A 26,689-nucleotide genomic window follows, 5' to 3' on the forward strand; every position below is an offset into this window, starting at 1 on the left:
TCTAATCTTCTTTCTGTTTTCTTTAATATTCAAAACGAGTCGAAGCAAGTGGATGAATATGCTGCTTTCCGTCTTTTTCGGTAATATCCGCCGTAATATGAAAAACATCGCGAAGAAGCTCTGTCGTGAAAACTTCTCTAGGCGAGCCGTCTTTGACTAATTGTCCATTTTCGCATACAAAAACATGGTCACTGTATATTGCTGCCTGATTTAAATCATGTAAAACGAGCACGATGGTTAAATTATATTCTTTATTTAAATGCACGAGTAAATCTAAAAGCTCCAGTTGATGCGCAATATCTAAATAAGTCGTGGGCTCATCTAGTAATAAAATAGGTGTTTTTTGTGCAAGAGCCATGGCGAGCCAAGCGCGTTGTCGTTCCCCGCCTGATAACGAATGCAGTGGGCGATAAGCCAATTCTTCTAAATTGCATACTTTAATAGCCCAGTGAATGACCGCCTCATCCTCTTCTTGCAAAGTGGAGAGCCAGCTTCGGTGCGGCAAGCGGCCATACGCCACTAAATCATGTACCATCACATCTACCAAACCTTCTGGAGCTTGTGATAGCATCGTCATTTTCTTCGCTAAATCTTTAGATGGGATTTCAGTAATATTTTTTTCATTTAAGAGAATCTCTCCGCTATCCGGTGTCAAAAGACGCATCATCAAACGCAACATAGTCGATTTTCCCGAGCCGTTTGGACCGATAAGCGTAGTGATTTTCCCTTCTGGAATGCTCGCGCTCACATTTTTCATTTCGAAATCTCTTTTACGTGAGAAAGAAACATTTTTTAGTTCTAATGCAGGTTTCATGAAGCAACCCTCCCTCTTTGAAGTAAGAATAAGAAGAATGGTGCACCAATCATTGCAAGAAGGATTCCAACTGGAAGCTCGATGGATCCGAACCAACTTCTAGCTGCTGTATCAGCAAAGCCAACTAATAAAGCCCCGCCGAGTGCGGATAATGGTAGTAAATATTTATAGTCATTTCCAATGATCAAACGGAAAATATGTGGCACGACAAGTCCAACAAAGCCAATAAGTCCAGCTACACTAACCGCAACACCACTGAGAAAGGCCGCCAACATAATAATGAAAAAGCGATGCCGTTCAACAGAAAAGCCAAGTAATTTCGCCGCATCGTCCCCAAGTAGCAATACATTAGAAGAACGAATCGCAAAACCACTTAAAACAAACCCGACCAGCATATACGGCCAAATCATATCCAAATGATACCAACTTTTCCCGGAGAGCGTTCCTGTCATCCAAGAAATGACACTTTGGACCCGGTTGCTATAAAGCACCATTACGCCAGAAGTCATCGCTCCAATAAACGCATTAATCGCTACCCCCGACAAAATTACGCGTAAAGGCGAAACACCGCGATCCCATGCAAGCAAATAAATCAAAATAGCTGTTCCAAACGCCCCTAAAAACGCACCAATCGGCACAAAGGAAGCTAACGCAGGAAATGCTAATGTCATTAAAATGGCAACAAAACCACCACCCGCTGAAACCCCAATTACTCCTGGGTCAGCTAATGGATTCCGCATCACACCTTGCAGCAAGCATCCAGCAATCGCCAGCGCCGCTCCTACTAAGAAAGCAATTAATAACCGAGGCAAGCGCAAGTTCCAAATCAATTGGTTCGCTAGGTCGCTTCCCCCGCCAGTTAGCGTCTGCCAAGCGTCACTATATGTAATTTTCACGGACCCAGTTGTCAGTCCGTAGAAAAAAGCTAAAATAAGTAAAATGATTACTACAATAAAAGTTATCCGTCTACGTTTTCGCCGCGGATCATGCGCCTTCACAGTTGTCATTAGTTATCCACCTTATTTATCTCATCTGTCATATAATCCAATGCTTGATCAATTTTAATTCCAGGATTGGTTCCGAAAAGTTCTGCTGGAAGTACGACAATATGATCATTTTTAACGGCGCTTGTTGAATTCCAAGCTTCATTTTGTTTCATTTCTTTCTTAAATGCTGCTTCTGTTTCTTTTTCGTCCCCGCCGTGAATCATTAAGAAAATCACTTCTGGGTCAGCGGCAACAATTTTTTCTACGTTCATCGAAGCGTATTGCGGGAAGTTTTCAACGCCTTTAAAATCTTTCGCTACATTTTCTCCACCAGCAATTTCTAAAACATTTCCACTTAATGAGGACGGTAGCGCTGCATAATTACTTCCAGGAGCTCCTAGAACAAGTAATGAACGCACTTTTTTACCTTGTTGCTTCTTCTTCACTTCCGCCACTTTTTGGTCAATATTCGCTTCTAACTCTTTGGCTTTTGTCTCTTTACCTAAAAGCTTGCCAAGTACGGCTGTTTGTTTTTTAATTTCGTCAATTGAGTTGGCTCCGGTCAAAACGACTTTTGGTCCTACCCCTTCCATCGCGGGAACATCTTTTAAGTTTTGTTCTGAACTTGCGACAATAGCATCAGCACCAAGAGAGGCAATTTTTTCTAAATTCAAATCATGGGTATTGCCCACTTCTGTAGCTTTCTTCGCACCATCTGGAACACCACTCGCATCTGTTGTTTGGCGACCTACCACCGTTCCACCAAGTGCATAGATAATATTCATATCCGCATTTGTCAGTGCGATAATTCGTTCTGGTTTTTTATCAAAAGAAACATCACGCCCGGCCATATCTGTAATCGTTAGAGCCGCTTGCGATTTATTTTCCGTTTTTGTTGTTTCATTATTCATATCAGTTGTCGTATCATTTCCACACGATGCAAGGAGTAGTGCGGCTGTTATACTTAACATCAATATAGTTATTTTCTTCATAATTCCCCTCCACAACACTGTCCTTTTCATTCTACTAAATTATAACACGATATTCAAAAAGACGAACCCCTAATTGAGAATTATTTTCATCTATGTTTAAATAGTCGATATTTCCCTGCCGATACTTTATAATTAACTTAAGGAGGCGATGAAAAATGACTGATAATCTTTTTCCTAATCTATCGCATGAAAATTGCAAAGAAACGATGCCCCCAGTCACAACGGAACAATTCAAAGAAGCAGCCATTCTCGAAAAGAATCGCAAACTCGAAGAAATCTTAAACATCGTCGATAAAAAGAAACCAAATATTAAAAAATAACGAGGACCTGTTCGCGCAGGTTCTTTATTTTACATTTAATTCCGAGTTAACTCATAAGATAAGTTATATTTATTTTATTTCGCTTGAAAATCATGTATACTAGAAAAAAAGACACGTCAGGAGGCCCCTACATTGGCTATTTTAGAACTTAATTTCAAATCAGTTTGTCTAGCTATGCAAACAAGTGTAACGGTGATTTTGCCCGAAACAGACGCACTTTATCATGGCTCGATTCCTAAATATAAAACATTATATATTCTTCACGGTTTGTCGAATAACCACACAACTTATGTACGCAATACAAATATCGAACGCTATGCCACTGAAAAAGGGCTCGCTGTCATCATGCCAGCAGCAGATCATAGCTTCTACTCTAACATGGTTCACGGTCGCGACTTTTTTGAGTTTGTTAGCACGGAACTGCCGCACGTCATGAAAAACTGGTTCCCACTTTCAGATAAAAAAGAAGATACTTTTATAGCTGGTCATTCCATGGGTGGTTACGGTGCATTCAAGGTTGCACTTACTTTTCCAGAAAAATTCCAAGCTGCGGCCAGTATGTCCGGCGTCATGGATATTAATTATATCATTAAAGAAGACTGCTTCGAAAATTTCAGTACGCGAGCCATCACGGGTGAAATGGCTAGCCAAACAGGTACGGAAAATGATTTATTTCATTTATTAGAAACAAATCTCCAAAACCAAGTTCCCTTACCAGCCCTTTTCCAAAATTGTGGCACGGAAGATTTTCTATATGAAGATAATCTTCGTTTCCGAGATTTTGCGCTTGAGAAAAATGCTCCGCTAGAATACCGTGAAGGCCCCGGCGACCATGATTGGGAGTTTTGGGATAAGAGTATAAAAGAAATTATCAACTGGCTTCCACTTTAATAAAAAGAAGACTCGGACTCACCATCCAAGTCTTCTTTTTTAGTGCGTAAATCCGTATGAATCGTTGCGTTCTTTGTCATGATACAGCACTCTAGCATGTTCCAGATTATGAATCGCATCTGCAAAGTCAGCGGCAAACTCTTCTGCCACGTTATAGCCTAAGTCCGCCCGGCAAACAAATCGTTGAATAATCGTATCACTTAAATCAGCCGGAAGTGGATAGGCTGGAACTTGCCACCCTTTCATCAAAAGCTGATCAGCCAAGTCATATAGCGTCCACTCTACATCCAGTCCTTCTTTCATTTTGTAACAAACAATCGGTAAATTAGCGCCATCATTAATAATTTCAAAATAGCCACTTTTTTCTACAGTTTTTGCCAAGTAAAGGGCTGTTTTCTTTGTTTTTTCATGAATTTCTCGATAACCTTCAAAACCATATCGTAAGAAATTATAATATTGACCAATAATTTGGCTCGCACTACGAGAGAAGTTAATCGCCATCGTCGGCATCGAACCACCTAAGTAGCTGACTTCAAAAATAAGCTCTTTCGGTAAATATTCTTTGTCTTTCCACAAAATCCAACCAACACCCGGATAAACTAATCCGTATTTATGACCGGAAGTATTTATAGACACAACATTTTTAAGACGGAAATCCCAAGGTAATTCCGGATTTACAAATGGTGTAAACATCGCGCCACTTGCTCCGTCAATATGAATGACTAATTGATGTTCGTTTGTTTCATTGTATGCTTCTACTTTTTCATCTAATAATTGAATATCATCAAATTTACCAGTATAAGTAATGCCTAAAATCCCGACAATCCCAATTGTATACTCATCAACCAAATCAAACACTTTGTCCACATCAAGACTAAGGTGGTCTTTATCCATTGGTACAACACGCATATCGACATCCCAGTACACACAGAATTTTTCCCAACATACTTGGTAACCTGATGAAATAATTAAGTTTGGTCGTTTTGCCTGTATATCCAGACCTCGTTTTTCCGCATTGTTACGCCAGCGAAACTTCATTGCCAAACCGCCAAGCATACAAGCTTCCGAAGACCCAACTGTCGAAGTCCCCAAGTAAGACATATCTTTTGGAGCATTCCACAAATCAGCTAATATATTGACGCACCGATTTTCCAGTTCAGCCGTTTGTGGATATTCAGATTTATCAATTGCATTTTTCTCGAGCGTTTCTGCCATCAGTATTTCTGCCTCTTTTTCCATGTATGTCTGACAAAAAGTCGCTAAGTTTTGCCGCGCATTTCCCTCATCCATCAACTGATCTTTTACAAGTTGATAAGCAATGCGAGGTTCCATCGGCTCCTTTTTTAATACGTATTTCGGGATACTCGTGCTTTCTTCCTCAGATCCAAAGAGTGGGATTCGATAACTTTCCTGTTTTCGCTTGTCGTCTTCACTATAAAGCATCTTTTTTCCTCCTTTAAAATAACTGATCACCTTCTCTCACCAATACCCATTAAACCACAGAGACAAACCGTTCAATTTTTCACAATAATTTGTTATACTACGATGGTACTTATAAGGAGGTTCGTTATGTTTGATTTAATTTTTCCACTTTTGCTTATTATTCTTGGGGTTATTTACCGGATAAATCCACCTAAAAATAAAGAAAGTCGCTTTAGTTATCGAACGAAAGCCTCTTTAAAAAATGAAATCTCTTGGCAAAAAGCGCATCAATCACTTGGATTTTACTGGATAGTTATCGGGGTTTCTCTTCTAGTTTTGTCACTTGTACTTGCTTTTATACCAATGCATGCCTTTGTCCGCAGCTCAATTTTATTAACGACAAGTATTTTTGCCGTATTACTTTCCGTCATTTTAGTAGAAAAAAAACTATAATAAAAAAGTACCGCGCTAAGCAGTACTTTTCTGTAATCCATTACATATAAGTCCAAAAAAATTTTACTCTTCTTCTTTTATGATTGTATTGCGTTCAGTAACACGATAAATATGAATAGTGAGATAGACACGCTCGTCTCTCGTTAGTTCCGTATGATGTGTATTAATCAAATAAGCGTCAATTTTTTTCGTACATTTAAAAGCTTCTGGATATTTAATTTGCACTTGTTCATATAAAAAGTCATCACCGGAATCGACAATTTCTTTTCGAAGTAACCGTTGTGCGAAATATTGTAAATGTGTAATAAAACGCGTGTAATTCAGTGAAGTTTCATCCAAAACCATACCATAATGATACGTAACAATACTTAAAATATCTTGAACAATTTGAGTCATTGCTACAGTCATATGCATCTGTTGTCCATCTTGTCTAGCATTTACAATGTGAAGCGCGATAAAACCAGCTTCATCCTCATCCAAACGAATTCCAACTTCTTGCTCGATAAAATCTAGAGCCTTCATTCCAACCAAATATTCTGCGTGATAAAATCGTTTTATTTCCCACAATAATGCGTTTTTCAAATTAATACCTTGATTATACCGTGACACTGCGAAGTTAATATGGTCCGTGAGAGTCAAATAAATATTGTCACTTAAATCTGTTTCCAGCGTTTCTTGCGCGTACTGGACAACATCATCCGCAACACGTAAATGTTTCAGTGGTATCTCGCTAAGTAATTCAGAGAGCTTTTCTGAAAGTTCATGTGTTTCCATTACGAATGTTTTCTCAATATTGGCTACCTCCACCTCATCGCCAATCTTCTTTTGAAAAGCAAGACCACGGCCCATCACAACAGACTCCTTGCCACTTTTACCCTCGGCGATTACAACATTGTTATTCAGTATTTTTTTGATAATCATGCATTTTCACCTCTTTCAAAAGAAAAAAACCCAAACTAATTCCAATGCTATTAATATCAAAATAGCACTTGAATTAATTCAGGTTTTGCCCGCCTTAGCAGTAACAATCCTATGCTTTTCTCTAACATTATAGTATAAAAAGAAACCGATTACAAGTGGTTTTTGATATTCAATTTTGGATTACTTTATATCTTCCCTACTTTACCACAACTTATTCATTGACATGTAGTTTTCTGCATGCTATTTTTGGCTGGAGGTGATAAATTATGGCAACACGCTCGGAACAAATTTTTATTAATTTGCCTGTAAAAGATTTACAAGCAACCGTCGCTTTTTTCACAGAACTTGGCTACGAATTTAATCCGCAATTCACAGACGAAAATGCTACCCAAATGCTCATCGGAGACAATATTTTCGCCATGCTCTTGAAAGAAGATTTCTTCCAGACTTTCCATAAAGAAGGCATCGCTGACACAACAAAAGCACGCGAAGTCCTCATCACCATCACCCAAGATAGCCGCCAAGCCGTCGACAAACTCGTTGACCGTGCTTTTGAAATTGGCGCCAAACAAGCAGGCGAAACACAAGACTACGACTTCATGTATAGTAGAAGTTTTCTTGATTTAGACAACCATCTATGGGAAATTGCTTATTTAGACGAATCCGCTTTAAAATAATTACAAAAAAAGCCGTTGGAATTCATTTGATTCCAGCGGCTTTCTTGAATTTTCGTATTTTTTTAATCGCCCAGTCGTAATGGCTAGATGTACTTGAAATAAATATGGCGCCTAGTGAAGTAGTATTGGTCCATTTATAATATTTTTTTGTAAATAGTTCTTCCTCCGAATGCCCTGCAATTAAAACCATTTCTTTGTTATGGGTTTCATCCAGTAATTCCCTCGCTTGCGCTAAATCAGTCTCTTGGTATTTCTGCCAAATGACCAAATTAAGCTCTGGTGTCGTTTTCCACGTAAAACCTTCTGCTGGCATAAATGGTTTCTTCCCACCCATTCCAACTTCATACCAATCCAGCGCCATCTTATGCCATTCGTGCAAATGTATTACGACATCCCGAATATTTTTATCCCGGTCTTCAAATGGAAACGTGAGCTGTTGCTTTTCTTTTGGAATAGAATTGATTAAATCGTTCAATTGTTGGTACTTTTCCGTGCTTTGTTGAAGTAATTCTACTTTGTTCTTTGGTCTTGCCATAGAAACATTACCCCTTTCTAACAATTATGTAAGTTTAAATTATCATTTTGTCGCTTTACGCGAGGGATTTACATGTCATTTCCCTATACAATAAAGGTAACACTTTTGCAAAGGATGATGGATATGAAAAAAATCGTTATACTTATTATAAGCTTACTATTACTCGTTGGGATTGGATTCGGTGTATATTACTTTAAAAATGCCAATCATATAGGTGCAGACGTATCGTATATTAAAATCACAACGGACGGCGAAAAAGGCAAAAACGTAAGCTTCAACTATTCCTATACAATGCCTGCATATGATGAAGCTGGGAAAGAAACAGAAGTTACTTTTTCTGCAGACAAAAATTTACGCAAAGGTGCTTATTTAAAATTGTATATTAAAGAAGACAAAGGCGTAACTTCCTATGAAGAAGTCCCTGAAAAAGAAGTTCCCTCTAAAGCAGCAGAAAAACTTAAATAATAACGAAATCTCCTCCTTGCGAGGGGATTTTTCATATTGAAATATATATATCTATCTCGCCACTCGTATGATACCATTCAAAATCTGTTTTGTACGCTCGTTTTAATTCACTATCTCGCGCCCAAATCTTCTGCCAAGTTTCTTCCACGCCTTTATGACTCGCATTATCTACAGAAAAAACTAAATAATCTCCTACTTCAATTAAGACACTCTTCTCTTCATCCCAGTCTTTTGTTCCTACCAATAAATCATAATCACCCTTATAATCACTGGCATAATTACTATATACCGCAAAAATATCTCCAGCCGGTTTATCAACCATTACATCACCCCAAAGCTCTGCAATCGGACTAAAATTATCATTGTTCACACGTATCTTTTTCCCAAAAATCTCTATATTTTCTTGTAAAATCATTATTTGCCGCCTCCTTTAAAAACATTATAGCGAACAAAACCTGACAACTATCTGTCAACAATTCAAATTAAAATAAAGTTTTTCCACTTCGGATTTGTAGTCTTTTTGAAGCGATGCAGGTTCTAAAATTTTCACAGCACTTCCAAACATCAATAAAAACGGGATGATGTTGCGTTCCAAATCATAGAAAAAGCTTACACGGACATAATCGTCTCCAGTCTCCATTTCTTCTTGCAAAAAATAATCCAACAATTTCCCGAGCTGATTTTTCGGAAATTCTAACACAATTCTTTTCATTTCTGCAGGCTGGTACTCCGTTTCTTCGACGTACATAATCGCTTTACCTATTTCTTTCAATGAAGTTATCCGCGTTAATTTAAAATGACGAATCGCTGCTCTTTTGTGGCAATAGGCTTCTAAATACCAACTACCATCCATCAAGTTTAATTTTTGCGGCGAGATTTCCCGCGTTGTTTCTGCACCACTCATAGCGATATACGTGATTTTTAGTTGTTTATTTGTCGTAAAAGCTTTTTGGATATAAGCGATTTTTCGTTTCACTTCTGCTTCGATTTGCTGACGATGTTGTGTCGCTGAATCAAAGAAAATATGCTTACTAGTTGGTTTTTCGGTCTGTAGCAGCGTGATTTTTTCTCGCAAAATCTCTTGGCTATCATTCAGCATAAACTCCGAACGTGCCTCTAAAGCTTCCAGCAAAATCTGTTTTTCCGCCTCTGAAAAAGTAAATGTCGCTAGCTTATATGTATCGAGCATCGTGAATCCGCCGTTTTTTCCTGGCAAAGCAACAACTGGAAATCCCGCATAAAGTAGCGTATCCATATCGCGATAAATCGTCCTTGTGCTTACTTCAAATTTCTCAGCGAGCTCACTTGCCAGCACTTTTCGCTCCAAAATCATGACTAATATTGCTAAAATCCGTTCTAGTTTCACCCCAAAACCTCCAACACCTTTTAGCCTTATTATACCATGCACTATTAGTGATCAAAAACCCATGCATACGTGATGGATAAAACTTCTCGCATCATTCCTTTATACTTTGCAAATGTCTGTGATGTTGCAGGAAGGCCTGATGCATCAATTCCTTGACGTTTTGCTAACATTAGCGCTCTATACATATGATAATCACTTGTCACAATCACTGTTTTTCCTAAATTAAATTTCGCATTACTATATTTAATATTCTCTTCTGTTCTCTTAGATTTCGTTTCCGTTTCAATCCGCTTTCTTGCAATTCCTTCATTAACCAAATATTCTTCCATGACGGAAGCTTCAGTCGCACTTTCATCAGCCCCTTGGCCACCACTAACAATCACTTTCGCCTTTGGATATTCGTTTAAATAAGCGACTGCCGCATCCAATCTTTCTTGCAAAACTAATGAAGGAACTGCTGGGTTCCCCTTCACTTTTGCACCTAAAATCAACACTGTATCAGCATTTTCACTTGGTTTCGTCCTAGAACCACTAAACATAAAGGCCGCGACGATTAATAAATACATAAAACCAATTATGATTAAAATAATGACAATTTTCCTCAGACTCCTCATCTAGTTCGTCCTCCCTACTTCTTTATTAATAGCTTAGCAGAAGATTTTAAATAAAAGAGAAAGAAATAATCAAATTAAGGGAAATTTGAAAAACACCCCGAAACAGTTTTGAGGTGTTTTTGCATTATTAGTTCTACTAAAAATACTCACATGTGATTGATTCTATTCAGTATTATCATAGATTCTCCAACTTTTTTAAATATATCGCATACATAATTAAAGATAAAATACTTGCTGACACCGCGATGAGAAATGCTGGTTCTACTAATTCAGAGACATAAGCATCTATAATACTAAAGTTGAATGAATCAAATCCAAATAATGGCCGAACTGCCAAATTAAGTAAACCTAAAACCAATATTAAAATTCCTATAAATGGTACAATTCTATTTTTACCTCGCTGAAATTTCGGAATAAATATAGTACATAAAAATCCCAAATATCCAACAATAATTATTGGTTGCATCCAAATTAATTTATAAGCAGGCTCATATACTAATTCAAATGTTGCTGCATCTATCCCGCTAGACATCCAAGGGAATAACAAACAAATTACTGCTATTCCAAAAAATGCAATGCTTAATAATCTATACATAAGCAAACCTCCTCCTTTGGTACATATTAGCATAAAAAGTTAATGTATAAAAAAACTGCTCAAGAATGGCTTTTCTTCGTTTTAAATAAGCAAAAAAATGGTTTTTTATAGTAATTATTACACTTTATGTGTTGAATTTGCTCTTTTTAGATAAATTTCACACCTATATGTGGTCGTTATTCAAAAATTATTCAGTTTGTAAATCAAACAGCAAAAAGCGCCATAAAACATTCATTTAAAACTATTCATTTATCATTTTTTATTAATTTTAGTAGTAAAGAAAAAAATTACATTTGAATGGATATGTATATTTATTCAGTCCACATGGTTATTCTAAAATCGTAATTGTTTTCTTGACTCCATCGTTTAGCACCCAAATAAAAAAGTGATGCAAACAGCTTAACAAAGCAGCTTGTATCACTTTTCATTATCCATAAAAATATGGAGATGGTGGGAGTCGAACCCACGTCCAGAAATATCGGCACTTAAATATCTACGAGCGTAGTCACCGTATTAGCATTTCGCATAAACATCGGCCCGGTAACAGGCTTCCATTCAGCTAGTCTGATTAAGCTCTTCTATTTAACCCCAGACGGAGATTAACTAGTGTAGCCCACTTAGAGTGAGACCCTTACCGTAGCACATGGGCGATGCACGGAGGATCAGCTATGCTACTGCTTATTAGGCAGCGAAAGCTAGGTTTTGTTTTTCTTTGCCAGTTATTATTGGCTTTGACGTTGATAACGAGGACGATCCCCCCGACTCGCAACTCAAGCTCGAACTATCCCTGTCGAATCCGTAACATCCCCAGAGTTAAAGTCTAACAGTAGTTATTATACAGGAAAAAACGAGGCTTTACAAACAGAAAAAACTTGTGACATAGCCAAATGTTCAACTATTATTTAGCATGTCACAAGTTTTCCATTAATTAATGGTTATTTTCACTGAATTATTCTGCAGATGGCATAACCCTTACATTATCAATATGAATGCTCGTTCCTCCTGGGGAATCCATTTGGAAACTAGTATTAATATTGCCTGTTGTTACTTTGACATCCTTCATTGTTACATAATGCCAAACGTCATCTGCAACTAAGTCAATTGTTTTACCATCGCTGCTATCATAATTATTAACCGTCATTTGTGCTTTTGCTGCATCATCGTTGCTTACTTTCACCCATGCTTCAACGTCGTAATTCGCATTATTAACTGGAACTGCGATTTGTTGAGCGAGTGTTTGTTTGTAAGCGCCAGGTAAGTAGAAATAAGCGCTCTGTTTACCAAATGCTGGTGATTCTGGAGGATTGACACCTGAGCCACTATCAACGCCGTATGCTTTGTCTTGCCCATCAGGATGAGACTCTACCCAATTGGTCGTTGCCGCTGCATCCCGCTCAAATCCGCCATTATCAAGTAGATTTACTTCCGACTGTACTGGTGAATTGATTGGCTCTGCCGAAACAAGAATTCTATCAATATTTACATTACCAGTAGTTTCGCCGTCTCTTAGGAAGGTAATTTTATTTGTTCCTGCTTTTAAGTTCACAGCTTTTTCTGTATCTGACCAAATATTCCAGTTTTCACCTTTGGAAGGGAAAGTTACGCGAGAGTTGTAGTCACCATTCGTATATAAATCAAGTGTTTGTGGCATGCCAGTTCCATTTGCTGTTCGTGTGTTTAGTACGTATTCGCCGTCAGCTGGTACATCCACTTCAAACTTGATTTCATCTCCTGCTGTTCCAAATCCACCAACAAAGCCTTCTCCACTATAGAACCAATGATCATTCGCCACTTTTAAAGTGCCTGCAAGGTCCGCTTCTTCTGCTTCGACTTTTGCTACAGTTGGTGTGAAACCGATATTTACTTTATCTAGTGATACTTGATCAGCTTTATCGCCTGTGTCCGTTACCACTTTATAAGAAATACTATTTTTCCCTGCTGAAAGTGGTAATGTTTCGGACTGAACTGACCAATCGGTGTTTGGTTTTAGCGTGGTTTGTTTTACATAATCACCATTGACAAAAATACTTAATGCTTGGTTATCTGAGGAAGCATTTTTGTAAGTTAAGTCCACATTATAATCACCAGAATCTTTTACATTTGCATAGATAGTTGTTCCGGCGCCGTCTTTATCGTAGCCATCCACATACGTTTTTTCTGCAACAGGTTTATCAGCAACAGTATCTGCAAAATTGGATCCTGTTTCCATTTCGTATGTTCCTGTTTGTACGATACTTGCAGAACCTGAAGTTGTAATGACAGTATCTGCATCAGCTTGAGCTGGTACTTTTACGTATGTTACTGCTCCGTAAACATCGCTACCTACTGCATATCCGCTACCATCGGCATTTTCTAAAGCGGATAAATCGTCATAAACTTTGCTATCTGCGCCATTTACTTGGACACTTTCAGCCGCATTTCCGTGTAGTTTTACAATGTAATTCTCTGTGTCTGCTTTATAACTTCCTTCTTTCGCACCAATCGTGAAAGTACTAGTATCAGCAGTTTTTGAAGTAGTCATTTTTTGTTTTAGATAGGTATCTTTTTCATAATCAAAAGATTTTCCGTCGTCATCGTAATGTGTAAATGATGTCTCTTTATCAGATGCAAAAGTGTCTAAATAAATTGTTTTGACTGCTGATTCACCAACATAGTTTTGCGGTTGTTGCATTGGCATAATGGCACCTTGTTTAACAAACATCGGCACATCCGTCCAGTCATCGTCATTCACTTCATAATTGATTGTTTGATTTCCTTCGTAAACATCGCCACGATTGTAGTCAATCCATGTTCCTGCTGGTAAATAAATATCACGAGAACCAGCTCCTTCTTCTAAAACAGGCGCGGCTAGTAATCCGTCACCAAACATCCATTCATCTGTTAAATTAACTACATTTTCATCAGTAGGATTATCAAAAGTAAGTGGTTGAACTAGACCAACACCAGAGTCATATGCTTGACGTTCATAGGCATACATATAAGGAATCATTGAATAGCGCCAAGTCATGCTGCTTTTAGCTACTTCTTCCGCCGTGCCACCGTAGAACCAAGGCTGACGTTGTTGATTTTGATTACCATGCGTACGGAAAACTGGAACTAGAGAACTAAATTCCATCCAACGACTATAAAGTTCTGGGTCTGGATTTAACACTTGACCTGAATTGGCGTTGAAACCACCTGTATCCATGCCCCATTTTGTCTGCCCTAGGTTAATAGTCGAAAGCATTGTACTAGGTTGTTCTTGCATCCCATTTGCCCAGTCAATAACTTCTCCTTTTTTCCACTGAACGCCGATATCACCGGACCAAGTAGAAGTAGAATAACGCTGTGCTCCTGGATAGAAGGTTCTTCCTGTTTGCCAAACACGTTCATTTGTATAGTCACGTTGACCTTCATACATGGCCTCTGATGTAAATCCAGTTGTGAAATTACCAAACCAATAATCTGCTCCATTAGAAGATACTTTGTCTGTTTCATCATTCCACCAACCAACAATCCCTTTATCTAAGGCATCCTCAGAATGTGACCACCACCAATTACGTTCATCTGCATTGTATGGGTCAATACTTCTAACTGTTACAGGGAATGCATAATCTTCATATGCAGATTGCCCTGGATACCAGTAACCATTTGCATCTGCATCTTTCCCTTGTTGCGTTGCTGTTCCATCTTCTAAATTAGTTACGACACGCGGTTTTGTAATCCCAATCATTTTTACACCAAGCGCATCCATATCAGATTTTAACGTTGTGTCTTTGGCAGATGGGAAGTTTTCTGTATTCCAAGCAAACTCACCATAATCGCCACCATACGTAGGATCTCCGTAGAATTTCCAATCATAATCAAACGCGAAGGAATCAATTGGGATGCCTTTCGCACGATACGTATTAATGTTTTCTCTAAATTCCGCTTCGTTTGTTCCCCACTCAAAGTTAGAGAATCCAAGCGACCATTTCGGCATCATCGGTGTATGCCCTGTTACATCAGCATAAGATGACATAATTTCTTCTGGCTCGCCAGACATTAAATACATCTCTACATTTTCTTTCACGTAGCGACGCCCTTCAACAATTGTATCGCCGTAATAAAACTCTAATTTTTCTTCATCTGAAACGGAATACGGGTAGCCGCCATCACTATCTACAAGTAAGCCATATCCTGCTGTAGACCACATGAACGGACCACCTGCATTACCTTGTTGTCCCGCTTGTGCTGTTTTACCACTATCTGCAGCAGTATTATCCCGCTCCATGCCCAAATCTCCGTCACTAAAGCTAATTCCGTATGCACCGTAAACATGGTCAGAAGCGCCGCGTTTAAATCTAACGCCGCCATCAAAAATCCCGCCGTCCGCTGATTCAGACAATAACGTTTTCCCATTTTTATCTTTAAAAGTCATTCGTGCTGGCTCTTTATCAATTTCAAGCGTACATTCGTCTGTTGAAATAATCATTGGATCTGATTCTAAATCAATGGTTGCACCAATCGCTGTGAAAGTTGCATTCGGATCAATCATAGGTGTAGATGGACTATTTTCGATATTGCGTGGACGTAAATTCACCTTGAGTAAATTATTCGCTAGCGGGGAAATTTCCAAGTAATCATCTTCCGCCTCATCCCCGTTATCAATTTTAAGCGTAATGACATTGTCTGTCACCGTTGCTTCAAGGACATTTCCAAGCCCTTCTTCCGCACTTAATTTCGCATATTCTTCTTTACTAAGTTGCTTGGCAGTTTCAGTATTTGCTTTTTTTTGAGTCTCTTTTTTCTTCGTCTCTTCCGCTTTAACTTCCACTTGTAGTGGCTGGGTTATCCCTAAATTCAGCCAAACTAGTGGTACAACAGCTAAACTGACACAAACTTGTTTCATACCTTTTTTCATCATCTCGCCCCTTTTTATTCTGTAATAGTTACTGGGAAATCATACCAACCTGTATATTCTCCAGAGTTATAACCTAATGAAATTTCTAGCAAATGCTCTCCCGGTTGTAAGCCAGCTGTTTCAATAGTGTACATGTACGAACCATCATAGGTCGGATAAGGTGGTTCATAAAGCGTTCTGCCATTGTCCTTAATAATAATTAAATCGTGATTGCTTGGTGCGATAAAATCTAATGCTTGGTAAATAAAAGGAACAAAAACTTTTAAATTTTCTCCTTGTTTAATCGTTGTCGGAGGATAAGTTGCTGTCTGGTTAGCAAATGAATGTGTGCCTAATTGTTGTGATAGAAAGATATCTTCTGGAATAGAAATTAAATGATTTTCATTAAGAATTAGTGAATCTAAGTTAGGCATATTCATCCAAATATCTTCCGCTATATAACCAGACAGTCCAGCGTTTTCCATGTTAATACTTACTAGTCCTTCCATTCCAACAAACTTTGGAATATTGAAGCCAAAATTATTTTGACTCAAATCAACATTGGTTAAGTTAGGATAGTTTGCATCTGGAAAAACCGTAATATTAGCCCCATTTGCTTCAATATTTTCTAAAGCAGGAAGCGCTTCAGATAAATCAGGTAGTTCTCCAATATTATTACTCCAAATCGCTAATTCAATCGCATTCGTAAATACTTCATTGTTTAGCACACTTAGGTCTTCCCCTGTTAAACCCAATGAGGGTAAAGGAATGGCAGTCATTGTATCCAAATCTGCTTGCGTAATCGTGTCATTCACAGAATCTTTATCTAGTTCTCCCGCAATCGCCTCAGCAATCGCTTCTACCGGGAAAGCCTCTATAATAGGCGCTGGTAACGGAACTGTATCTGCTTGTGCTTTGATTGTTGGTGCAAATAAAATGCAACAAATAGCAACAAACGTCAGTCCAATTATTTTTTTCATTCATTCCACTCCTTTCAATATAGCCACCCTTTCTATCCATGAAAAGGGCGGCTAATTCTTTATTTTTTAATAACTACATGATCAAAATTAATTCCTGCTGTATCATCTGCTTCAAAATCAAATACAACTTGGTTATTACCAGCTTGCAAGGTTACTGGAACTTCTACAGTGTTCCAAGTGTCCCAATTAGCCGTCTTCGGTAAAGTAATTTGTTGTTTTTTACCATTGATATATACAGTTCTTGTTGCATCTTCTACTCCCGCACTGTAGCGAACTTCCATTGTATAATCGGAAGCCCCATCTACTGCATCAATATCAAATTCTACCGCTTCTTTTTCTGCGTCAAAGCCAGCTACAAAACCAGTACCAGTGTATCCAGCATGATCACTTGCAGTAGTTACATTTGTCAGATGACCAAATTCCGCTTCGTATGGTGCATGGTTTACACCATTTAGTACGATTGCTTGTTTGGCATCTTTTGCTGCTGCTTTTACATACGTTAAGTTTTGTACAGTATCATAGTAGTAACCAGTTGTTGCTTCGTTAAATGCATCTAATGTATCTGCTTTAGCTACATCTGCCCCGTCAATTGTTACACTTGTTGGTTCCGTACTGAAAACTTGCATAGTTGTTTCATCTGCCATTGCTGGAAGATCTACGGAAACTTTTTCATTTGCAAAGTCTTCAGAAACACTGATGTCACGCATTTCTCCACCGTTTACATCGTCATAGAAGCTATACTCACTATCTCCAGATGGATAAACTCGGAAAGTTAAATTATCATAGGATTTTAAATCGTTTCCGACGTTTTGACCAAGTTGGTATCCATCTGTCATATTCATCGGAATAATTGCTCCAGCTTTTGCAAATACAGGAAGCGTATCTACATCGGCATAATAAGAAATTGTTTCGCCACCAGGGTGAACCCCACCGTTCCAGATATCAACCCATTCGCCTTCTGGTAAATAAACTTCTTTTTCTGTTTGGCCTTCTTGAACGATTGGTGCTACAAGTAAATCGTCACCAAACATATACTGCTCATCCAAATCACGTGCATTGACATCTTCCGGATAATCCATTGCCATTTGGCGCATCATTGACTTACCATTATCCGCTGTATCTTTTGCCGCTGTATAAATGTATGGAAGTAAATTCATTCGTGTGTATAGATATTTTTGGAACGTTGGTAAAATAGTTTCGTCACCTGTTCTAGCTACTGCATTCCAAGGTGAACGTTCTTCACTTGGCGATGGATCTGATTTTTCCGAGTGGAATTGCATAATCGGTGCAAAAGCTGCCATAGCTGTTGCGCGTTTATATAGTTCCGCTGTTGGATAATCTCCCGTAAATCCAGCCATATCCCACGCCCAGTATGAAACGCCTGAAGTTGAAGCACTAAGTCCAGCTTTTAATGAAGCTTGGAAAGAGTCAAATGTGGAAGTTTGATCTCCTGACCAGTAAATGCCAGATTTTTGTGCACCAGAAGTTCCTGAACGACTAAACGAAACTGCTTCTGGATTAATACTTTTCGCAAAATCAAAATAACTCGAAACGTAGTCAGTTGGATAACGGTTTCTCATTTCTTGTCCTTTTTCGCCGTTAGAGAAAGTTGTATCACGTCCCCAAACCATCTCGCCACCATCTGTCTTAAATCCGTCAATCCCTACTTCTGTTAATAAATACTCGCGCTGGGACGTCCACCAATCTACAGCATCTTTATTAGTGAAGTCTAGTAAAATCCCATTTCCGAACCACTGTGATGCCGGAACTCGGTAAGGAGCCCCTGTTCCATCGTCCGCACTATACCCCTGGCTTATCATGTATTCTTCATCATTATCTCTTTGTTCATATACTGTACCATCATCTTTTAATACTGGAACTTGCCATAAAACGATATTCATACCTGCATCATGGACACTATCTACCATTCCTTTAGGATCAGTCCATTTCCCGTTGAAAGTAAAATCGTCATAGCTAAATGCTTCCCCGTTTTTCTTTGCTGTATAGGTCGCATTGTTCCAAATATAGTAAGTTTCTTCATCACTCCATTGTTCTAATACAAACCCTGTTGCTGGAATATCATTTGCCTTTGCATTAGAAAGTGCAGAGCTTACATCGGATTCTCTATCCCACTCGTTTGCTGACATCCAAAGTCCAAAAGCCCACTTTGGTAGCAAAGTCGTTTTCCCTGTTATATCCGTGTAGTTATTTACGATATCATTTTGATCTTTCCCGCTAATGACATAGTAATCAAGCATATTCGTCATATCGCCATCATTGTCCAATACAAAGCTATATTTATCTTCTACTTTGGAAGCCATTTGGAACTGTGAATGGAAATCAGAATTAACATACATCCCGTATTTATTAGCACTTACAAAAAATGGTACCGCTAAATAGGTTCTTTCTGTCTGCGCTTGATCTTGATACTCATTGTATACGTATGTCTCTACATCTTTTCCGCGTTGGTTAATTGTGTCATATCGTTCACCAAAACCATAAAAGGCTTCGTCGCTCGGTGTCATAAAGTTATTTTGGTATTGATTGATGACATTTTTACCATCTGTTAACCAACCCAAGCTATTAGCTGTTGTATATTCACTTGTAAGTAAAGTTCCATCTGCTTGGTGCACTTCCATACGATAAGGTGATTTCTGGATTTCAATGCTTAAATCTTCGGTTGTTACGGTCACTTTTTCCGCCGTATCTTCTACAGTGTATCCAGATTTCCCAGCATGTCCCGTTTCTTTACCAGTTGGTGAAAGTTCCATACGTAGTGTATCTAAATCTTCAAATGAAAGATATAACTTCGGCGAGAAATCACCTGCTGTTGCTGTCATATTCAAAGTAATAGAATCGCCATTATCCACTACACTAGTAACATCTTGCACATATTCCCAATCCGTTACGTAAAATGTAAATGGCCCGCTTTCGTAGGCAGTTCCTCCATTGGTTGAACCTTTCGTTGTATAAGTAATTTCATCGCCTTTTTCGAATTTGCCTAAGTCCGCTTTCCAGTAAGTGTTGTTACCACTGTTGTAATCGTAAGCAGCTGTGACGTTTTCTTGCGCGACGCCATTCTTCGTCCACTCTACCCAAACATCTTGTCCATTTTCAATTGGCCAAGTGGTAATATTTAGAATGACATCTTCGCCAGCTTTTGGATCTCTTGGCGATCGTTCTGTCGGCTGAACTGTGTATAAATCATCATCCCCATAAGGCGAGTGATATTCCCCGTCCATTGCGAAAACATTCGTTCCAAATCCACTTAAACAACTAAAAATTAATATCCCCAGAATAAAAACCAAACTGCATTTTCTCGTTCTTCGCTTCATCTCACTTTCCTCCCTTAATTCACCTTTTTTAATAAAAATATACTACTTTCGATGTGTTATTTTGCAAAATTATTAATTTTAGAATATCTATATTGTGTATGTAATCACATAATGTTATAATTCTTTCACAGATAAACCAAAAATCTCCACATTCTTACTAATTTCGCAAAAAAACGCAACTATGCCAACCCACAATTCATGGAAAAACAATAATTGCGTTCATCAGAAGACCTTGCTTAAAAAACTTTAAAACAACCAGTTAATACTTTTTAACAAAGTTAACATGTCTTCTCCCTCCTTTTTCATCTATACAGTAATTCTAACCTACACGACTTACATAAAATTAAAATACATCAAATTTGAACAAATGGAGCTGTGTTTTATGCAAAATGTTGGTGATACGTTAAAATTTATTCGAAAAAGCAAAAACCTCACACAACAAGAAGCTTGTACAGGAGCACTTAGTCGTTCTAATTACCAGAAAATCGAGAACAACAAAATCATGCCTAGCATGGACCGATTTATTCAACTTTTACTTAATTTCAATATGACTTTAGAAGAATTTGAGTTTGTAAAACGGGACTTCACTCCTTCACCAAAAGAAAATATTCTTTATTTATACTCCAAAATCATTACTTCCTCAGAGACAGATATTTTACTTGATGTTATTTCCAAATGCGATGAGTACTTAGAAAACCACAACGATATTTTTATTTCTGATATTAAAGCCTCACTTGAAGGCATTTTACTAGCTGAAAAAGAACATAATTTTGAACTTGCTCGAGAAAAAGTAGCTTACATTTGGGACAGACTTTCGGAAGCGGATGAATTATTTTGGAATGACATATTAATTTTAAGAAATATTTTCTTTATTTTTGAAAATGAAACCGCTCAACATATTGTAAATCGCCTTATCTCTCAACTTAAAAAATATCGTTACCTATATCCAACCCTTTCGATTGAGATTTCACTTCATGTTAATCGTGCTACTTATTTAATTTTAGACGAAGAATATGAACTAGCTTTGCACTACATTGAATTATCTATAAAAATCGCTAAACATAACCATTACTACTTACAATTCTGTATGGCTGTTGCGAAAAAAGGAATTGTGCTGTATAAGCTAGACCAAAAGCAACAAGGTAAACACTTTATGCAACGAGCGCTTAGAGTGGCTAAAGTGCTTGAAGAAGAACGCATTCTAAATGGTATCAAAAATGAAATTGATTATTTTCTTCACGACGAACTTCAAGATCTCTCTTTAAATGAATTCACCAAAATCGACATATAAAAAAAGCCTAAATCTAGCTTCTCCAACTTTTGGTTGAATGACTAGATTTAGGCTTCTATTGTTGGCGCTCTTTAAAAGCGCGTTCGATATCACGTTTTGCTTCTTTTTGTTTTAAGTCTTGGCGTTTATCGTATTTCTTTTTACCTCGAGCTACACCGATGAGTACTTTTGCGTAGCCATCTTTAATATACATTTTAAGTGGAACAATCGAATAACCGGACTCTTTCGTTTCTCCAATTAAACGGCTGATTTGCTTCTTATGTAAGAGCAACTTGCGCGTTCTTAGTGGATCATGATTGTAGCGGTTCCCTTGTTCATAAGGACTAATATGCATATTGTGTAAGAAAATTTCCCCTTTGTCGATACGTGCATAGGAATCTTTTAAGTTTACCCGCGCGTTTCTTACGGATTTAATTTCAGTACCTTGCAGGACAATGCCAGCCTCAAAAGTTTCTTCAATTGCGTAATCGTGGCGCGCTTTTTTATTTTGCGCGACTAGTTTACCATCACCTTTTGGCATAACTCCCCATCCTTTCTAGCGACGTTTTTTCTTCTTCGGGCTTTCTTTTGCTACACCTTGATAAAAAGGTTTTTTCTTCTTTTTCTTTTTAGGTTTTGTATACCATTCGTCATCTTTGCGTTCTGTTTTTGGTTTCACGTCTTCTGATTTACCAGTTCTGCGTTTATTCCGATTATTTTTTGAGCTACTCTTGAAGTTTCTCGTTTTATCAATCGGTTTTTCGCGTTGGCGTTTTTGTTTGTCGCTCACTGGACCTGGTTTACCTTCACTACGAAGCGCAAAATCGATTTCACGAGCATCCACGTCTACTTTAGTTACTTCGACTTCCACTTCATCACCGATACGATAAATTTGGCCTGTTCTTTCGCCAATCATCGCTAACTGATTTTGATGGAATTTGAAGTAATCGCCTTTCATTGCGCTCACATGGACAAGGCCTTCAATCGTCGTCGGTAGTTCGATAAATAAGCCAAAATTGGTTACCGAACTAATGATTCCGATGAAACGTTCGCCCACTTTGTCGACCATAAATTCCGTTTTCTTCAGTTCGTCTGTTTCGCGCTCTGCTTCAACGGCGCGACGCTCCATTTTTGAGCTGTGTTCAGCAATCTCAGGAAGCTCCTCAGCTCGTTTTTCTAACGTTTCCGGACGAACATCTCCGTTAATTAAATACTCTCTAATCAACCTGTGAACGATTAAATCCGGGTACCGACGAATTGGCGACGTGAAATGTGTATAGAAATCAGTAGACAAACCAAAGTGTCCGGCGCTTACTGTGTCATACTTCGCTTGTTGCATCGAACGCAGCATAACAGTCGAAACAACCATCTCTTCCGGTTTACCTTTTACTTCTTCTAGTACTTGTTGTAAAGCAGCTGGGTGAATATCGTTGGCTGTTCCTTTCACAATCAAGCCGAAGTTCGTAATGAATTCAAAGAACCGTGCTAATTTATCTTCTTTTGGATCTTCATGGATACGATAAATAAATGGCACATCCATCCAGTGAAAATGTTCTGCAACTGTTTCATTGGCAGCAAGCATAAATTCTTCAATTAAATGCTCTCCCGCTGAACGTTCGCGAATCACGACCGCTTCTGGATGACCGTCTTCATCCACTACTACACGTGCTTCTTTAAAGTCAAAATCAATCGCGCCACGTTTTTCACGTTTACGACGAAGGATTTCGGCTAAATTTTCCATTGCTTCAAGCATTGGAACGATTGGCGCATATTTTTCGCGTAAAGCTTCATCCTTTTCGACTAAAATATCATTTACATCCGTATACGTCATACGTTCCGTTGTTTTAATAATACTTTCAAAAATTTCGTGGTTAACCACATGACCTTCTTGATCGATTTCCATTTCACAACTCATGGTAAAACGGTCTACTTGCGGGTTAAGCGAGCAAATTCCGTTCGATAGTTTATGTGGCAACATCGGAATTACCCGGTCAACCAAATAAACACTCGTTCCACGTTCTTGCGCTTCGACATCAAGCGGCGAGCCTTCTGTCACATAATGCGTTACATCAGCAATATGAACGCCCAGCTTCCAGTTACCGTTCGGAAGTTGCTTCACCGTAACAGCATCATCTAAATCCTTAGCATCTGCTCCGTCAATCGTAATAATCATTTGGTCACGAAGATCACGACGGTTACCAATATCCGAATCATCAACCACATCCGGCGCTTTACTTACTTGTTCCATTACCTCTTCAGGGAAGCCAATCGAAATACCATGTTTATGAATAATCGATAAAATATCCACTCCCGGGTCATTGCGGTGCCCAATGATTGACTTAACAACCCCTCTTGCACGCGCATGGCCAGTTGCATATTCCGTCAATTCAACGATAACTTTATGCCCGTCAACTGGTTTTAAGCCGTCTTCTAAATCAATTTCCACTTCACCAAAAAGTCGTTTGTCGTCCGGCATCACAATTGGAGTACCAGCTAAGTCCTCCATATAAGTTCCGACGATTTGCGTTGTCTTCCGTTCGACAATTTTCTTAATCGTACCTTCTGCCAAATTATCGCCTTTACGTTTCGTAATTGTAGCAAAAACTAAGTCGCCATTCATTGCGTCTTTTACTTCATTTGGTGGGATAAAAATATCGTCCATTTCTTTCTCTTCTGGGAGAACAAAGCCAAAACCTCGTTCATGTGCGCGAAATGTTCCTTTTACTAAGTCCATTTTTTCTGGTAATGCATACCGATTCTTCCTTGAGCGGACAATAGTTCCGGAATCTTCCAGTTTTACTAAAGCTTTCACCATTAATTTAAAATCATCCGCGTTATTTAAAGCTATTTCTATTTCCAAATCTTCTAGCGCAAATGTTTTATCAGGCGCTGAAGTTAATAGATTCATAATTTTTTCTTCCATTTGTTTTTGTTCCACTTCTGTCCCTCCTCTCTCTGTTTTAAAAATTGTTTATTCTTGCCAATCCAAACTATCTAAAAATGTTAAAATGGCTTGGTTTACTTCTTTTCGTTCTTTGTCTAATGTGATGACATGACCAGATTCCTTAAACCAGTGAAGTTCTTTCTTCGTTGACTCTACTGTATCATAAATCAGCTGTGCTCCGCTGACATCAACCATATCATCTTTTTCACCTTGGACGACCATAATTGGTGCATAGATCATATCTATTTCAGCCACGACGCCACTTATCTCGTCTTTTAATTTAGCGATGGTATTCATTGGGGCGTCTTTATAGGCAACCATTTCAGCATCGATTTGTTCAGTTGTTTTACCTTCTAATTTTTTATAATTACGCACATAATCTAAAAAGCCTTGAATTATCGGGGATGAGCTGTCCATTCTTGTTGGAGTACTCATGGCTATAATTCCCTTTAACGGCCTAGAAAAACCTAATTTTAGTGAAAAAAGTCCACCGAGCGAAAGTCCCGCCACAGCGATTTCAGTATAGCCGAGTGATTTTAGGTGATCATAGGCTTCAAGAACATCTTCCCACCAATCGTTTGGTCCCGTTTTTAGCAGTAGGTCGGGAGATACACCGTGGCCTCTGTATTGAGGGGCGTAGCAAGTGTAATTGTTTTCTTGTAAAAACCTACCTAATATTCTTACATCCGCTGAGCTACCTGTGAAACCGTGTAAGAGTAACACTGCTCTTTTGCCTTTTTCGAATAGGAATGGTTGTGGTGGTGTTATTTTCATAGTGAATATCGCTCCTTGGTTCTTTTTGGAGGTTTGGTTGGTCTGAGGTGGATGTTATTTTTGTTGGAGTTCTAGGGGATTGGTTGAATTTAATAATTTGTGCTTCCCTTTTCGGGTTGTTCGTCCACTTTTTTTAATGGAAACAACGCTCCACTTCGTTACGCCTTGTATTGGAGTTCTAGGGAAGCAGACTACGCTTCTTTAGAACTCCAATAATAAAAAACCACCTAAATTTTCATTCAGGTGGTTAACATCTCGTTACTGTACAAAGTATGCCAGTGCAATTAGTATTGCGAAGAAAACAACGGATAGAACGATGGTTGTACGATGTAGAATAAGTTCTAGTCCTCTTGCTTTTTGCTTACCGAATAATTGCTCAGCTCCACCAGAGATGGCGCCGGATAAGCCAGCACTTTTACCTGGTTGAAGTATGATAACTGTAATTAACAGTACTGATACGATGATGAGTAAGACCGTTAAAACTGTACTCATTGTTCTTTCCTCCTAAAACCGCCCAATTTGACTAAGATTAATTTTACCATATTTGTGATTATACGTAAAGGTTTGTTTCCATACAACTAAAGGAATGGATTAAACAACTTTTTCCTCAAGCCAAACTAAATCGTCTAAGAAGTAAATCAAGTCTTCTTCTAAAATGTCTTTCTCACAGTCGTTCACAATATCATGCCCTGAACCTGCATAGAAACACAGTTGTTTATCATTTGTATGAATGTGCTTAAAGATATAATTGGCATTGTCTGCATCGATTTCTTCATCTTGGCAACCTTGACCAATCATGGTTGGTACATGGATTTTTTCAATGTCGCGCGCTACGTTTTTGTAGAAAGTAGCACGAGCTTCCGTCATTACATCAATTTCAGGAAGATAGTTTTTTAACATTTGATCCGCTTCTTGTTCTACTATACCTTGTTTCTTTAATTGTTTAGTTAAATAGTTTTCGATCGGGATATAGCGCATTTTGCGGTTTACGTTGGCGCATAGTGGAACAATCGCTTTTGGTGAAAACGATTCTGCCATTTTAAGCGCAAAAACTCCGCCCATTGCCACACCGACAATTGCAATTTCATTATATCCATCTTTTTCAAGTTGACGATATCCAGCCACCGCATCTTCATACCACATTTCCGGTGTTGTTTTCAAGAAAATAGCGGGTTCATCCCCGTGGCCTCTGAAGTTTGGTGCATGTACTGTGTATCCATTTTCTGCTAGAATTTCTCCAAGTTCTCTTACGTCTTCTGTAGTCCCTGCAAAGCCATGCAAGAGCAAAACAGCACGATTTCCCGCTTTTAACGTAAAGCTACGATCCGCACTCATTTTTACGCAATCCTCCTAATATCATCACTTTTATAATCCACTCTATTGTAGCCCATCTGAACTAAATAAGCTACCTTTTGAGTTCTGACCAATAGACCAATATTAACGCTATCCAAGGAACTTGTCAAACACTTTTTTC

Annotated in this window: 24 protein-coding genes and 1 other RNA gene; 6 read left to right on the plus strand and 19 right to left on the minus strand. The window is 38.4% G+C overall.

Translation table 11 applies throughout. The features are described 5' to 3' along the window. Window positions 1–22 precede the first annotated feature (22 nt). Genes CKV70_RS12280 through CKV70_RS12290 form a run of 3 tightly spaced genes read right to left on the minus strand, consistent with a single transcriptional unit; the run spans window position 23 to window position 2,792 of the window. Window positions 23–814 (minus strand): ABC transporter ATP-binding protein, encoded by a 792-nt coding sequence (locus tag CKV70_RS12280; RefSeq protein ID WP_014601125.1) that lies wholly within the window; start codon window positions 812–814, stop codon window positions 23–25. After that, window positions 811–1,821 carry a FecCD family ABC transporter permease gene (locus CKV70_RS12285; RefSeq protein ID WP_003726486.1) on the minus strand — a complete coding sequence of 337 codons (1,011 nt, stop codon included), beginning with the start codon at window positions 1,819–1,821 and terminating at the stop codon, window positions 811–813. Before CKV70_RS12285 ends, CKV70_RS12280 begins: the two co-directional genes overlap by 4 nt. After that, on the minus strand, window positions 1,821–2,792 hold the full coding sequence (locus tag CKV70_RS12290) for an ABC transporter substrate-binding protein (protein ID WP_003723333.1): 972 nt from the start codon (window positions 2,790–2,792) through the stop codon (window positions 1,821–1,823). Before CKV70_RS12290 ends, CKV70_RS12285 begins: the two co-directional genes overlap by 1 nt. Before the next feature lie 155 nt (window positions 2,793–2,947). Here CKV70_RS12290 and CKV70_RS12295 point away from each other — a divergent pair, with 155 nt between their 5' ends. Both CKV70_RS12295 and CKV70_RS12300 read left to right on the plus strand, forming a co-directional pair. After that, entirely contained in the window at window positions 2,948–3,112 is a 165-nt protein-coding gene (locus CKV70_RS12295) for a hypothetical protein (protein WP_003723334.1), read from the plus strand. Window positions 3,113–3,244: 132 nt separating this feature from the next. After that, window positions 3,245–4,003, plus strand: a complete 759-nt coding sequence (locus CKV70_RS12300; RefSeq protein ID WP_003723335.1) for an alpha/beta hydrolase — start codon at window positions 3,245–3,247, stop codon at window positions 4,001–4,003. Window positions 4,004–4,042: 39 nt separating this feature from the next. Here the strand turns inward: CKV70_RS12300 and CKV70_RS12305 are convergent, their stop codons facing one another. Then, window positions 4,043–5,446, minus strand: coding sequence for a glutamate decarboxylase (locus tag CKV70_RS12305; RefSeq protein ID WP_012951999.1), 1,404 nt, complete (start codon window positions 5,444–5,446; stop codon window positions 4,043–4,045). Window positions 5,447–5,572: 126 nt separating this feature from the next. On the opposite strand from CKV70_RS12305, the gene CKV70_RS12310 reads away from it, so the two are divergent. Next, window positions 5,573–5,878, plus strand: a complete 306-nt coding sequence (locus CKV70_RS12310; protein ID WP_003723337.1) for an SdpI family protein — start codon at window positions 5,573–5,575, stop codon at window positions 5,876–5,878. 63 nt (window positions 5,879–5,941) lie between these two features. Here CKV70_RS12310 and licT read toward each other — a convergent pair whose 3' ends face one another. Beyond that, on the minus strand, window positions 5,942–6,799 hold the full coding sequence (licT, locus tag CKV70_RS12315; RefSeq protein ID WP_003723338.1) for a BglG family transcription antiterminator LicT: 858 nt from the start codon (window positions 6,797–6,799) through the stop codon (window positions 5,942–5,944). Window positions 6,800–7,065: 266 nt separating this feature from the next. On the opposite strand from licT, the gene CKV70_RS12320 reads away from it, so the two are divergent. Further along, on the plus strand, window positions 7,066–7,476 hold the full coding sequence (locus CKV70_RS12320) for a VOC family protein (RefSeq protein ID WP_003723339.1): 411 nt from the start codon (window positions 7,066–7,068) through the stop codon (window positions 7,474–7,476). A gap of 22 nt (window positions 7,477–7,498) precedes the next feature. Here the strand turns inward: CKV70_RS12320 and CKV70_RS12325 are convergent, their stop codons facing one another. Continuing rightward, a complete protein-coding gene (locus tag CKV70_RS12325) occupies window positions 7,499–8,011 on the minus strand; it encodes a ClbS/DfsB family four-helix bundle protein (RefSeq protein ID WP_003723340.1) in 513 nt (170 codons plus the stop codon). Window positions 8,012–8,134: 123 nt separating this feature from the next. Here CKV70_RS12325 and CKV70_RS12330 point away from each other — a divergent pair, with 123 nt between their 5' ends. After that, entirely contained in the window at window positions 8,135–8,476 is a 342-nt protein-coding gene (locus CKV70_RS12330) for a YxeA family protein (RefSeq protein ID WP_009925285.1), read from the plus strand. Between the two features lie 31 nt (window positions 8,477–8,507). On the opposite strand, the gene CKV70_RS12335 is transcribed toward CKV70_RS12330, so the two are convergent. The 8 genes from CKV70_RS12335 to CKV70_RS12370 all read right to left on the minus strand — a co-directional run bounded on the left by CKV70_RS12335 (window position 8,508) and on the right by CKV70_RS12370 (window position 20,227). Beyond that, window positions 8,508–8,891 (minus strand): GyrI-like domain-containing protein, encoded by a 384-nt coding sequence (locus CKV70_RS12335; RefSeq protein WP_003723342.1) that lies wholly within the window; start codon window positions 8,889–8,891, stop codon window positions 8,508–8,510. 54 nt (window positions 8,892–8,945) lie between these two features. Further along, window positions 8,946–9,842 (minus strand): helix-turn-helix transcriptional regulator, encoded by an 897-nt coding sequence (locus tag CKV70_RS12340; RefSeq protein WP_014601126.1) that lies wholly within the window; start codon window positions 9,840–9,842, stop codon window positions 8,946–8,948. A 44-nt stretch (window positions 9,843–9,886) separates the two neighbouring features. Further along, entirely contained in the window at window positions 9,887–10,456 is a 570-nt protein-coding gene (locus CKV70_RS12345; protein WP_003723344.1) for a YdcF family protein, read from the minus strand. 175 nt (window positions 10,457–10,631) lie between these two features. After that, window positions 10,632–11,051 (minus strand): hypothetical protein, encoded by a 420-nt coding sequence (locus CKV70_RS12350; protein ID WP_003733912.1) that lies wholly within the window; start codon window positions 11,049–11,051, stop codon window positions 10,632–10,634. Between the two features lie 439 nt (window positions 11,052–11,490). Further along, window positions 11,491–11,860, minus strand: a transfer-messenger RNA (tmRNA) gene (ssrA, locus tag CKV70_RS12355). A gap of 140 nt (window positions 11,861–12,000) precedes the next feature. Next, the gene (locus CKV70_RS12360) at window positions 12,001–15,933 is read right to left on the minus strand and encodes a TIM-barrel domain-containing protein (protein ID WP_014601127.1); all 3,933 of its coding nucleotides are present in this window, start codon (window positions 15,931–15,933) and stop codon (window positions 12,001–12,003) included. Between the two features lie 14 nt (window positions 15,934–15,947). Beyond that, window positions 15,948–16,892, minus strand: coding sequence for a lmo2445 family class 3 internalin (locus CKV70_RS12365; RefSeq protein ID WP_003732478.1), 945 nt, complete (start codon window positions 16,890–16,892; stop codon window positions 15,948–15,950). A gap of 59 nt (window positions 16,893–16,951) precedes the next feature. Continuing rightward, window positions 16,952–20,227, minus strand: coding sequence for a TIM-barrel domain-containing protein (locus CKV70_RS12370; RefSeq protein WP_010989995.1), 3,276 nt, complete (start codon window positions 20,225–20,227; stop codon window positions 16,952–16,954). A 382-nt stretch (window positions 20,228–20,609) separates the two neighbouring features. Here CKV70_RS12370 and CKV70_RS12375 point away from each other — a divergent pair, with 382 nt between their 5' ends. Next, on the plus strand, window positions 20,610–21,518 hold the full coding sequence (locus CKV70_RS12375; protein ID WP_014601128.1) for a helix-turn-helix domain-containing protein: 909 nt from the start codon (window positions 20,610–20,612) through the stop codon (window positions 21,516–21,518). Window positions 21,519–21,573: 55 nt separating this feature from the next. Here CKV70_RS12375 and smpB read toward each other — a convergent pair whose 3' ends face one another. The 5 genes from smpB to CKV70_RS12400 form a co-directional block, all read right to left on the minus strand. Then, window positions 21,574–22,038: an SsrA-binding protein SmpB gene (gene smpB, locus CKV70_RS12380; RefSeq protein WP_003723350.1), complete on the minus strand. Its 465-nt coding sequence runs from the start codon at window positions 22,036–22,038 to the stop codon at window positions 21,574–21,576. A gap of 15 nt (window positions 22,039–22,053) precedes the next feature. After that, window positions 22,054–24,435 carry a ribonuclease R gene (rnr, locus tag CKV70_RS12385; RefSeq protein ID WP_014601129.1) on the minus strand — a complete coding sequence of 794 codons (2,382 nt, stop codon included), beginning with the start codon at window positions 24,433–24,435 and terminating at the stop codon, window positions 22,054–22,056. A gap of 33 nt (window positions 24,436–24,468) precedes the next feature. Beyond that, window positions 24,469–25,215, minus strand: a complete 747-nt coding sequence (locus tag CKV70_RS12390; protein ID WP_003723352.1) for an alpha/beta hydrolase — start codon at window positions 25,213–25,215, stop codon at window positions 24,469–24,471. Between the two features lie 258 nt (window positions 25,216–25,473). Continuing rightward, the gene (secG, locus tag CKV70_RS12395) at window positions 25,474–25,707 is read right to left on the minus strand and encodes a preprotein translocase subunit SecG (protein WP_003727926.1); all 234 of its coding nucleotides are present in this window, start codon (window positions 25,705–25,707) and stop codon (window positions 25,474–25,476) included. Between the two features lie 99 nt (window positions 25,708–25,806). Beyond that, complete coding sequence (locus tag CKV70_RS12400; protein ID WP_003727925.1) at window positions 25,807–26,550, minus strand: alpha/beta hydrolase; 744 nt, start codon at window positions 26,548–26,550, stop codon at window positions 25,807–25,809. Between the last annotated feature and the right edge of the window lie 139 nt (window positions 26,551–26,689).

Source organism: Listeria monocytogenes, assembly GCF_900187225.1.
In the GTDB taxonomy this organism is placed as follows: domain Bacteria; phylum Bacillota; class Bacilli; order Lactobacillales; family Listeriaceae; genus Listeria; species Listeria monocytogenes.

Coding starts and splice junctions, on each gene's coding strand:
- CKV70_RS12280 (WP_014601125.1), bottom strand. CDS start 814: ATGAAACCTGCATTAGAACTAAAAAATGTTTCTTTCTCACGTAAAAGA.
- CKV70_RS12285 (WP_003726486.1), bottom strand. CDS start 1,821: ATGACAACTGTGAAGGCGCATGATCCGCGGCGAAAACGTAGACGGATA.
- CKV70_RS12290 (WP_003723333.1), bottom strand. CDS start 2,792: ATGAAGAAAATAACTATATTGATGTTAAGTATAACAGCCGCACTACTC.
- CKV70_RS12295 (WP_003723334.1), top strand. CDS start 2,948: ATGACTGATAATCTTTTTCCTAATCTATCGCATGAAAATTGCAAAGAA.
- CKV70_RS12305 (WP_012951999.1), bottom strand. CDS start 5,446: ATGCTTTATAGTGAAGACGACAAGCGAAAACAGGAAAGTTATCGAATC.
- CKV70_RS12310 (WP_003723337.1), top strand. CDS start 5,573: ATGTTTGATTTAATTTTTCCACTTTTGCTTATTATTCTTGGGGTTATT.
- licT (WP_003723338.1), bottom strand. CDS start 6,799: ATGATTATCAAAAAAATACTGAATAACAATGTTGTAATCGCCGAGGGT.
- CKV70_RS12320 (WP_003723339.1), top strand. CDS start 7,066: ATGGCAACACGCTCGGAACAAATTTTTATTAATTTGCCTGTAAAAGAT.
- CKV70_RS12325 (WP_003723340.1), bottom strand. CDS start 8,011: ATGGCAAGACCAAAGAACAAAGTAGAATTACTTCAACAAAGCACGGAA.
- CKV70_RS12330 (WP_009925285.1), top strand. CDS start 8,135: ATGAAAAAAATCGTTATACTTATTATAAGCTTACTATTACTCGTTGGG.
- CKV70_RS12335 (WP_003723342.1), bottom strand. CDS start 8,891: ATGATTTTACAAGAAAATATAGAGATTTTTGGGAAAAAGATACGTGTG.
- CKV70_RS12345 (WP_003723344.1), bottom strand. CDS start 10,456: ATGAGGAGTCTGAGGAAAATTGTCATTATTTTAATCATAATTGGTTTT.
- CKV70_RS12350 (WP_003733912.1), bottom strand. CDS start 11,051: ATGTATAGATTATTAAGCATTGCATTTTTTGGAATAGCAGTAATTTGT.
- CKV70_RS12360 (WP_014601127.1), bottom strand. CDS start 15,933: ATGAAAAAAGGTATGAAACAAGTTTGTGTCAGTTTAGCTGTTGTACCA.
- CKV70_RS12365 (WP_003732478.1), bottom strand. CDS start 16,892: ATGAAAAAAATAATTGGACTGACGTTTGTTGCTATTTGTTGCATTTTA.
- CKV70_RS12370 (WP_010989995.1), bottom strand. CDS start 20,227: ATGAAGCGAAGAACGAGAAAATGCAGTTTGGTTTTTATTCTGGGGATA.
- CKV70_RS12375 (WP_014601128.1), top strand. CDS start 20,610: ATGCAAAATGTTGGTGATACGTTAAAATTTATTCGAAAAAGCAAAAAC.
- smpB (WP_003723350.1), bottom strand. CDS start 22,038: ATGCCAAAAGGTGATGGTAAACTAGTCGCGCAAAATAAAAAAGCGCGC.
- CKV70_RS12390 (WP_003723352.1), bottom strand. CDS start 25,215: ATGAAAATAACACCACCACAACCATTCCTATTCGAAAAAGGCAAAAGA.
- secG (WP_003727926.1), bottom strand. CDS start 25,707: ATGAGTACAGTTTTAACGGTCTTACTCATCATCGTATCAGTACTGTTA.
- CKV70_RS12400 (WP_003727925.1), bottom strand. CDS start 26,550: ATGAGTGCGGATCGTAGCTTTACGTTAAAAGCGGGAAATCGTGCTGTT.